The 8,178-nt window shown below is 73.2% G+C and carries 8 protein-coding genes; 4 read left to right on the top strand and 4 right to left on the bottom strand.

The annotated features are described in order from the left end of the window. The first annotated feature begins 13 nt into the window (after nt 1-13). Together ACFVZW_RS10350 and ACFVZW_RS10355 are read left to right on the top strand one after the other, a co-directional pair. Nucleotides 14-874: a PHP domain-containing protein gene (locus ACFVZW_RS10350; RefSeq protein ID WP_384519465.1), complete on the top strand. Its 861-nt coding sequence runs from the start codon at nt 14-16 to the stop codon at nt 872-874. Nucleotides 875-1,668: 794 nt separating this feature from the next. Further along, nucleotides 1,669-2,274 (top strand): MarC family protein, encoded by a 606-nt coding sequence (locus ACFVZW_RS10355; protein ID WP_384519378.1) that lies wholly within the window; start codon nt 1,669-1,671, stop codon nt 2,272-2,274. A gap of 94 nt (nt 2,275-2,368) precedes the next feature. Here the strand turns inward: ACFVZW_RS10355 and ACFVZW_RS10360 are convergent, their stop codons facing one another. Then, on the bottom strand, nt 2,369-2,521 hold the full coding sequence (locus tag ACFVZW_RS10360; RefSeq protein ID WP_384519380.1) for a hypothetical protein: 153 nt from the start codon (nt 2,519-2,521) through the stop codon (nt 2,369-2,371). 180 nt (nt 2,522-2,701) lie between these two features. Here ACFVZW_RS10360 and ACFVZW_RS10365 point away from each other — a divergent pair, with 180 nt between their 5' ends. After that, a complete protein-coding gene (locus ACFVZW_RS10365; RefSeq protein WP_384519382.1) occupies nt 2,702-3,628 on the top strand; it encodes an NYN domain-containing protein in 927 nt (308 codons plus the stop codon). An 18-nt stretch (nt 3,629-3,646) separates the two neighbouring features. Here ACFVZW_RS10365 and ACFVZW_RS10370 read toward each other — a convergent pair whose 3' ends face one another. Both ACFVZW_RS10370 and ACFVZW_RS10375 read right to left on the bottom strand, forming a co-directional pair. Then, nucleotides 3,647-4,507: an alpha/beta fold hydrolase gene (locus ACFVZW_RS10370; protein ID WP_384519384.1), complete on the bottom strand. Its 861-nt coding sequence runs from the start codon at nt 4,505-4,507 to the stop codon at nt 3,647-3,649. 95 nt (nt 4,508-4,602) lie between these two features. After that, complete coding sequence (locus ACFVZW_RS10375; protein ID WP_384519386.1) at nt 4,603-6,366, bottom strand: DEAD/DEAH box helicase; 1,764 nt, start codon at nt 6,364-6,366, stop codon at nt 4,603-4,605. A 490-nt stretch (nt 6,367-6,856) separates the two neighbouring features. Between ACFVZW_RS10375 and ACFVZW_RS10380 the strand changes: the two genes are divergently transcribed. Next, a complete protein-coding gene (locus tag ACFVZW_RS10380) occupies nt 6,857-7,615 on the top strand; it encodes a ferritin-like fold-containing protein (RefSeq protein WP_384519387.1) in 759 nt (252 codons plus the stop codon). Nucleotides 7,616-7,650: 35 nt separating this feature from the next. On the opposite strand, the gene ACFVZW_RS10385 is transcribed toward ACFVZW_RS10380, so the two are convergent. Next, on the bottom strand, nt 7,651-7,917 hold the full coding sequence (locus ACFVZW_RS10385; RefSeq protein ID WP_383556237.1) for a hypothetical protein: 267 nt from the start codon (nt 7,915-7,917) through the stop codon (nt 7,651-7,653). Nucleotides 7,918-8,178 lie beyond the last annotated feature (261 nt).

Below are 8,178 nucleotides of genomic sequence, written 5' to 3' on the forward strand. Positions count from 1 at the left end.
GGAGTACCGCGTCGTGCGCATCGATCTGCACACCCACTCCACCGCCTCGGACGGCACGGACACCCCGGCCGAGCTGGTCCGCAACGCGGCGGCCGCCGGACTCGACGTCGTCGCCCTCACCGACCACGACACGACGCGTGGGTACGCCGAGGCGATCGCCGCGCTTCCCGAGGGGCTGACCCTCGTCACCGGAGCCGAACTGTCCTGCCGGGTCGACGGGGTCGGGCTGCACATGCTCGCCTACCTCTTCGACCCCGAGGAGCCCGAGCTGGCCGCCGAGCGCGAGCTGGTCAGGGACGACCGGGTGCCGCGCGCCCGCGCGATGGTCGGCAAGCTCCAGGAGCTCGGCGTCCCGGTCGCCTGGGAGCAGGTCGCCCGGATCGCGGGGGACGGCTCGGTGGGCCGCCCGCACGTCGCGGAGGCGCTCGTCGAACTCGGCGTCGTACCGGACGTGTCCGGGGCGTTCACGCCGGAGTGGCTGGCGGACGGCGGACGGGCGTACGTGGAGAAGCACGAGCTCGACCCGTTCGACGCGATCCGGCTCGTCAAGGCGGCCGGCGGCGTCACGGTCTTCGCGCACCCGCTCGCGGTCAAGCGCGGCGAGGTCGTGCCGGAGTCCGCGATCGCGCGGCTCGCGGAGGCCGGCCTCGACGGCATCGAGGTGGACCACATGGACCACGACGAGGCGACGCGGGCGCGGCTGCGGGGGTTGGCGAAGGAGCTCGGGCTGCTGGCCACGGGCTCCAGCGACTACCACGGCAGCCGCAAGACGTGCCGCCTCGGGGACTTCACCACGGACCCCGAGATCTACGGCGAGATCACCCGCCGCGCCACGGGCGCCTTCCCGGTCCCGGGCACGGGCGGACCCGCGTAGTCCCTACCGGGACCACCAACCGGAGAACCCCACGCCGGCCCCACCGGGGCCTGCCCCGGAAGCCCCTTGGACCCGGACTCGGCCCAGACGGAGCCGCTGCGGGAGCCCCACCGGACCCGGACTCGGCCACCTGAGGGAGCCGTTGCCGGAGGCCTGCGGGAACTCGACGCGGGCGCCTGAGGGAGCCGTTGTCGGAGCCCCGCCGGGCCCGGACTCGGCCACCTGAGGGAGCCGTTGCCGGAGGCCTGCGGGAACTCGACGCGGGCGCCTGAGGGAGCCGTTGCCGGAGGCCTGCGGGACTCGACTCGGCCACCTGTCGGAGCCCTGCGGGACTCGACTCGGCCCTGACGGAGCCTTCCCGGAGGCCCTGCGGGGACCTGGTTCGGCCCACCTGACGGAGCCCTTCCGGAGCCCCGGCGGGACCCGACTCGGGGCCCGACGAAGGCCTTCCGGCGGCGGGCCGCCCGGGTCGCGTCGGGGGCCGCTCGGGCGGTCGGGTCCTGGCGGGATCCGCACGGTCCGGCGACCGCCCTCGGCGGCAGCCGCTCCACGGAAGCCCAGCTGGTCCGGTCGGACCCGGCGGATGCCATCCGGCGGAGTCCGGTCGGGGCCTGCCGGTCCGGTGGGTCCCCCGGTCGGTGCTTCCGCGTCAGTGCTCCGGTCGGACCCGGCGGATGCCCGCTCCGGGGCAGCCGGGCGGGTCTTCCGCCCGGGATGCCTCCCATGCTCCCCACGCCGCCCGCCAAGGGCGCCGCTTCCCCACCCCTCGTACACCCCATATCGCAAGGCTCACCGTGTTCGACGTCGCCGTCTTCGGCTCGCTCTTTCTGACCCTGTTCGTGATCATGGATCCCCCTGGGATCACCCCGATCTTCCTCGCCCTCACCTCCGGACGGCCCGCCAAGGTCCAGCGGCGGATGGCCTGGCAGGCCGTTGCCGTGGCCTTCGGGGTCATCACCGTGTTCGGGATCCTCGGGCAGCAGATCCTCGCCTATCTGCACGTGTCCGTCCCCGCGCTGATGATCGCCGGCGGTCTGCTCCTGCTGCTCATCGCGCTCGACCTGCTCACCGGCAAGACCGACGAGCCCAAGCAGACCAAGGACGTCAACGTCGCCCTCGTCCCCCTCGGGATGCCGCTGCTCGCCGGGCCCGGTGCGATCGTGTCCGTGATCCTCGCCGTGCAGCACGCCGACGGCGCCTCCGCCCAGGTCTCGGTCTGGGCCGCCATCGTCGCCATGCACGTCGTGCTCTGGCTGACCATGCGCTACTCGCTGCTGATCATCCGCGTCATCAAGGACGGCGGCGTCGTCCTCGTCACCCGGCTCGCCGGCATGATGCTGTCGGCCATCGCCGTCCAGCAGATCATCAACGGCGTCACCCAGGTCGTCCAGGGCTCCTAGGGAGCCCGGGAGCCCCAGGACGCCACTGCGCCCCCGTACGGATTCCGGTTCACGGAGTCCATGCGGGGGCGCGGTGCGTCTGAGCGGTGCCTTGTTACGAGGCCGTGGTGTCGGCCGGGCGTATCCAGATGCGCTGGCCGATCGATGCGGCCTGCTGCACGATCCGGTTGACGGAGGCGGCGTCCACAACGGCCCGGTCGACGGGCGTGCCGTCGATGTCGTCCAGTCGCAGGATTTCGAAGCGCATAGGCTTCTCCCTTCGTCTGAGTTGATCCTCCTGATGGAGAACTGCGATGCGAGTTACACCTGTCCAACGGGATGCATCCTGCAAACATTCCCTACGCTAAGGAAATTTTTCGGATGGCTAACTACTAAGCGGTAGGGGACGTTGGCGACGGACCCCGGACCGGCGGAGAATGAGGCCCGTATGAACGACGCAGAGATACCTCAGACGACGCCCGGCGACCCGGTCCACGACCTCGGCGCCCGCCTGGAGCGCACCAATGAGCTCCTCCAGCGGATGCTCGCCGAGGTGGCCAAGACCCCCTCGACGCATGCCATCTTCGTCGACGCGGGTTACGTCTATGCTGCGGCCGGGTTGCTGGTCGCGGGCACCGAGGACCGCCGCTCCTTCGACCTCGACGCCGAGGGGCTGATCGAGGCCTTCATCGACAAGGCCCGCACGATCTTCGCCGACAGCCGGCTTCTGCGCGTCTACTGGTACGACGGCGCACGGCGCAGGATCCACACGCCCGAGCAGCAGTCGATCGCCGAGCTGCCCGACGTCAAGGTCCGCCTCGGCAACCTCAACGCCAACAACCAGCAGAAGGGCGTCGACTCCCTCATCCGCTCCGACCTGGAGTCCCTCGCCCGCCACCGCGCCATCAGCGACGCCGCCCTCGTCGGCGGCGACGAGGACCTCGTCTCGGCCGTCGAGGCGGCTCAGGGGTACGGGGCCCGCGTCCACCTCTGGGGCATCGAGGCCGCCGACGGGCGCAACCAGGCCGAGCCGCTGCTCTGGGAGGTCGACAGCCAGCGCACCTTCGACCTCGACTTCTGGCGCCCTTACGTCACCCGGCGTCCTGTCACGACGTACGAGAACGAGGGCGAGCCGCCGCCCTCGCGCGACGAGGTCCGTTTCGTCGGCGCCCAGATCGCCGCGACCTGGCTCGTCGAGCGGGGCCCCGACGCCCTGGCCGAGCTGCTGCCCGGGCATCCGTATCTGCCGGGACCGGTCGACCAGGACCTGCTCATCGAGGCGGAACGGCTCCTCAGTCGCTCCCTGCGGGGACACGCGGCGCTGAGGAGGGCGCTGCGGGACGGGTTCTGGCAGCACATCCAGGCCCAGTTCTGACGGGTGGCCCGGCCGGCGCTACGGGCAGCGTTCCCAGAACGCGGTCAGCCGGTCGGCCAGCTCCTGCGGATGGGACACGTTGGGGGAGTGGCCCGCGCCCGCGACCACCGTGTGATGGGCCCCGGTCCGCCGCGCCGCCTCCGCGAGCCCCGCCGTCGGCCAGACCATCTCCTCGTCCCCGTACGCGATGTGCAGCGGCACCGGCAGCTGAGCCAGCTGAGCCGTGCCGTCCGGGTCGCGCCTCAACAGCCGCCCAGCGGCGGACAGTTGGACGATCCGCGTACGCATCCAGCGGCGCCGCAGGAAGCTCACGATCTCCGGCGGGTCGGTCACGCCCGGCTCCTCGCCCCGGCTGTCCAGCCAGCGCGTCGCCAGCCAGACGCGCTCCTTGGGCAGCAGCGCGAGCGCCCCGCGCAGCACCCGGACGCGGACGCGCTGCGGCCGGGCCACCCGGCCGGGCCCCGACGAGAGCAGGGTCAGCGAGAGGAACGCCTCCGGTGCCACCGAGACCGCGGCCCTCGCCACCAGCCCGCCGAAGGAGTGCCCCAGCAGATGCACGGGTCCGTCGCCGAGCGCGAGGGCCTGGGCGACGGCGTCGAGCGCCAGCGCCCGCCGGCTGTACGCGCCCCGGTGCCGCGGTCCGGGGCTCTCGTGCTGGCCCCGGCCGTCGACCGCGACGGCGCGGTAGCCGGCGTCGCTCAGCGGTCCGAGCAGCGCGAGGAAGTCCTCCTTGCTGCCGGTGTAGCCGGGCAGCAGCAGCACCGTGCCGCGGGCCTCGCCCTCGGGCGCGGTGTCCAGGACGGCGAAGACGCCGCGGGCCGTCATCAGCCGGTAGGCACGGGTGCGCGGCGGCGGCGCCAGGGACCGGGGCTTGCTCATAGAGGGACTGTAACCGCTGCTCGAAAGGGGTCGGACAGCACGGCGGCCCGGCCCCTGAGCAGGGACCGGGCCGCCGAGTGCGGTGCGACGACGCGTCAGCTCTCGGGCTGCGCGGCGGCGGCCTTCTTCGTCGTGCGGCGACGAGGCGCCTTCTTGGGCTCCTCGACCGTCTCGACCGGGGCGACCGTCTCCACCGGCGCGGCCGGCGTGGCCGTCGCGAGGGCGGCGGCGGCCGTCTCCGGAGTCTGGAAGGACACGGTCTCGTCGGGCTTCACGATGCGCGTACGGCGACGGCGCGGAGCCCTGGGGGCCTCCTCGACCGCGGGGGCCGTGGCGGCGGCGGGAACCACCGGAGCGGCGGGAGCCTTGGCGGCGGGGGCCTTCGTGGCGACGGCGACCCGGGCCGCGGGGGCCTCCGCCACCGGGGCGACGGTGACCTCGGCGACCGGCACGCCGGACGCGCCGGCCGTACGGGTACGGCGACGGCGGCGCGGGGTGCGCGGCTCCGGGGGGGCGTCCTCGGCCACCGGAGCGGCGACGGCGGCCGCCGTCTCGTCCATGGTGGATCCGCCACGCGTACGGCGACGCTGACGCGGGGTGCGCGTACGCTCCGGACGCTCCTCGGCCGCCGGGGCGGCCTGCTTGCGCCCACGGCCACCACGGCCGCCGGGCTCGCCCAGGTCCTCGAGCTCCTCCGCGCCCAGACCCGCACGGGTCCGCTCGGCGCGGGGCAGGACACCCTTGGTGCCCGCCGGGATGTCCAGCTCCTCGAAGAGGTGCGGGGAGCTGGAGTAGGTCTCGACCGGCTCGTGGAAGTCCAGGCCCAGGGCCTTGTTGATGAGCTGCCAGCGCGGGATGTCGTCCCAGTCGACCAGCGTCACCGCCGTGCCCTTGTTGCCCGCGCGGCCGGTGCGGCCCACGCGGTGGAGGAACGTCTTCTCGTCCTCGGGCGACTGGTAGTTGATGACGTGCGTGACGCCCTCGACGTCGATACCGCGGGCGGCGACGTCGGTGCAGACGAGCACGTCGACCTTGCCGTTGCGGAACGCGCGCAGGGCCTGCTCGCGGGCGCCCTGGCCGAGGTCGCCGTGGACCGCGCCGGACGCGAAGCCGCGCCGCTCCAGCTGCTCGGCGATGTCGGCCGCCGTGCGCTTCGTGCGGCAGAAGATCATCGCGAGCCCGCGGCCGTTGGCCTGCAGGACGCGGGAGATCAGCTCCGGCTTGTCCATGGAGTGCGCGCGGTAGACGCGCTGCGTGATGTTGGCGACGGTCACGCCCTCGTCGTCCGGCGCGGTGGCGCGGATGTGCGTGGGCTGCGACATGTAGCGGCGGGCCAGACCGATGACGGCGCCCGGCATGGTGGCCGAGAACAGCATGGTCTGACGCTTCGCCGGAAGCATGTTGATGATCTTCTCGACGTCGGGCAGGAAGCCCAGGTCGAGCATCTCGTCGGCCTCGTCGAGGACGAGGGCCTTGACGTGGGACAGGTCGAGCTTGCGCTGGCCCGCCAGGTCGAGCAGGCGGCCCGGGGTGCCGACGATGACGTCGACGCCCTTCTTGAGCGCCTCGACCTGCGGCTCGTACGCCCGGCCGCCGTAGATGGCGAGCACGCGGACGTTACGGACCTTGCCGGCGGTCAGCAGGTCGTTGGTGACCTGGGTGCACAGCTCGCGCGTGGGGACGACGACCAGGGCCTGCGGGGCGTCGGTCAGCTGCTCGGGCTTGGCCCGGCCGGCCTCGACGTCCGCGGGGACGGTGACGCGCTCCAGGAGCGGCAGACCGAAGCCGAGCGTCTTGCCGGTGCCGGTCTTGGCCTGGCCGATGACGTCGGTGCCGGAGAGCGCGACCGGAAGGGTCATCTCCTGGATGGGAAAGGGGGACACGATGCCGACGGCTTCGAGCGCCTCGGCCGTCTCGGGAAGAATCCCGAGCTCTCGGAAAGTCGTAGTCAGGGTGCTGCCTCTTCTGTGAGACGCGGCGCGAGGCGAACGCTGGGGGTCGTACCGTGCCGATTCGCTTCCGGCCGGATCGACGAATGGATCACAGCCGGGTGGCGCGGGACCACTGCCGTCGCTCGAGCGTCGTGCCGCTTGAGGGACCCTCTCCTGCAGGTGCGCGGGGAGGGCTGTCGGGTCGGAGCCAGTCGGGCCACCGACCGGGCATCCTCATTCATGAGTCGGCCCACCGTGTACGTCCGAACGTGCGAAAGCATGTCCGCATACTCAGCAGGCGCTTTACCACTGTACCCCGGATTCGCGCATGTGTGTTGGGGGAATTCGTGATGAGGGCGCGGTCACAGTGACTGACCAGGGCCTTACGCGGGTCGGGGAGCGGGCTATTGTGCGCTTCATGGAGACGCCTGACAACGCCACGCCCGCCGGAGAGACCGCCGCGGAGACCGCCGAAGAGCTCACCGGGATCGCCGCCCAGGACTGGGCCACGGCTTCCGCCGAGCCGCAGTACCGCGCCGCGGTCGTCGACCTGCTCGGCGCGCTGGCCTACGGCGAGCTGGCGGCCTTCGAGCGGCTCGCCGAGGACGCCAAGCTCGCGCCGACGCTCGCGGACAAGGCGGAGCTGGCGAAGATGGCCTCCGCGGAGTTCCACCACTTCGAGCAGCTGCGCGACCGGCTGGCCGCCGTCGACGCCGAGCCGACGGCCGCGATGGAGCCGTTCGCCAAGGCGCTGGACGACTTCCACCGGCAGACCGCGCCGTCGGACTGGCTGGAGGGCCTGGTCAAGGCGTACGTCGGCGACTCGATCGCCTCGGACTTCTACCGGGAGGTGGCGGCGCGCCTCGACTCCGACACGCGGCGGCTGGTGCTCTCGGTGCTCGACGACACGGGCCACGGAAACTTCGCCGTGGAGAAGGTCCGGGCCGCGATCGAGGCCGACCCGCGCGTCGGCGGGCGGCTCGCGCTGTGGGCCCGCCGATTGATGGGCGAGGCGCTCTCCCAGGCGCAGCGCGTGGTCGCCGAGCGCGACGCGCTCTCCACGATGCTGGTCGGCGGTGTCGCCGACGGCTTCGACCTGGCGGAGGTCGGCCGGATGTTCTCCCGTATCACCGAGGCGCACACCAAGCGCATGGCGGCGCTGGGTCTGGCGGCCTAGGCGCGTCGGTCGCGGGGCGTGTGTGGCGGCGCTGTTCACGCCGCCGCTGATCGCCGCAGCCGGGAGGCGGGGCGGATCAGCAGCGAGAGCAGGACCGTGGCGACCGCGACCGCGCCGAGCAGCGTGGCCAGGGCGTGACCGGGGCCCAGGGCCCCGTGCGTCACCAGGGCGCCGAAGACGGCGCCCAGCGAGCCCGTGGTGAGGACGACCCCACGTGCGGGGAGCCGGTCGGGCAGCCGGTGCACGGCGGCCCAGGCCAGGGCGAGTCCGAGCAGGGCGGAGCCGAGAGCTTCCAAGAACACGGGATCACCTCGCGTGCGGTGCGGGGCGGGCAATTCGGTCACAGGCCGTCCTACCCGGGCCGCTCCGGACGCAATCCTCTTCGGCACCTCTCACCAGGACATTCGCCCACGGCTCAGGCGCCTGCCGAGGCCAGGACGCACGGAAGGGCCGGCGGGGGGGCGGGGCCGGGGGCGGGCCCGCGGGGGCGCGGCGCGCCTGGCGGGCGCCGCGCGCGCGCGCGCCCGCGCCGGGGCGCGCCGGCCCGCGCGCGCGCGGGGGAG

The sequence above is a fragment of the Streptomyces sp. NPDC059567 genome, from assembly GCF_042735655.1.
Classification (GTDB): domain Bacteria; phylum Actinomycetota; class Actinomycetes; order Streptomycetales; family Streptomycetaceae; genus Streptomyces.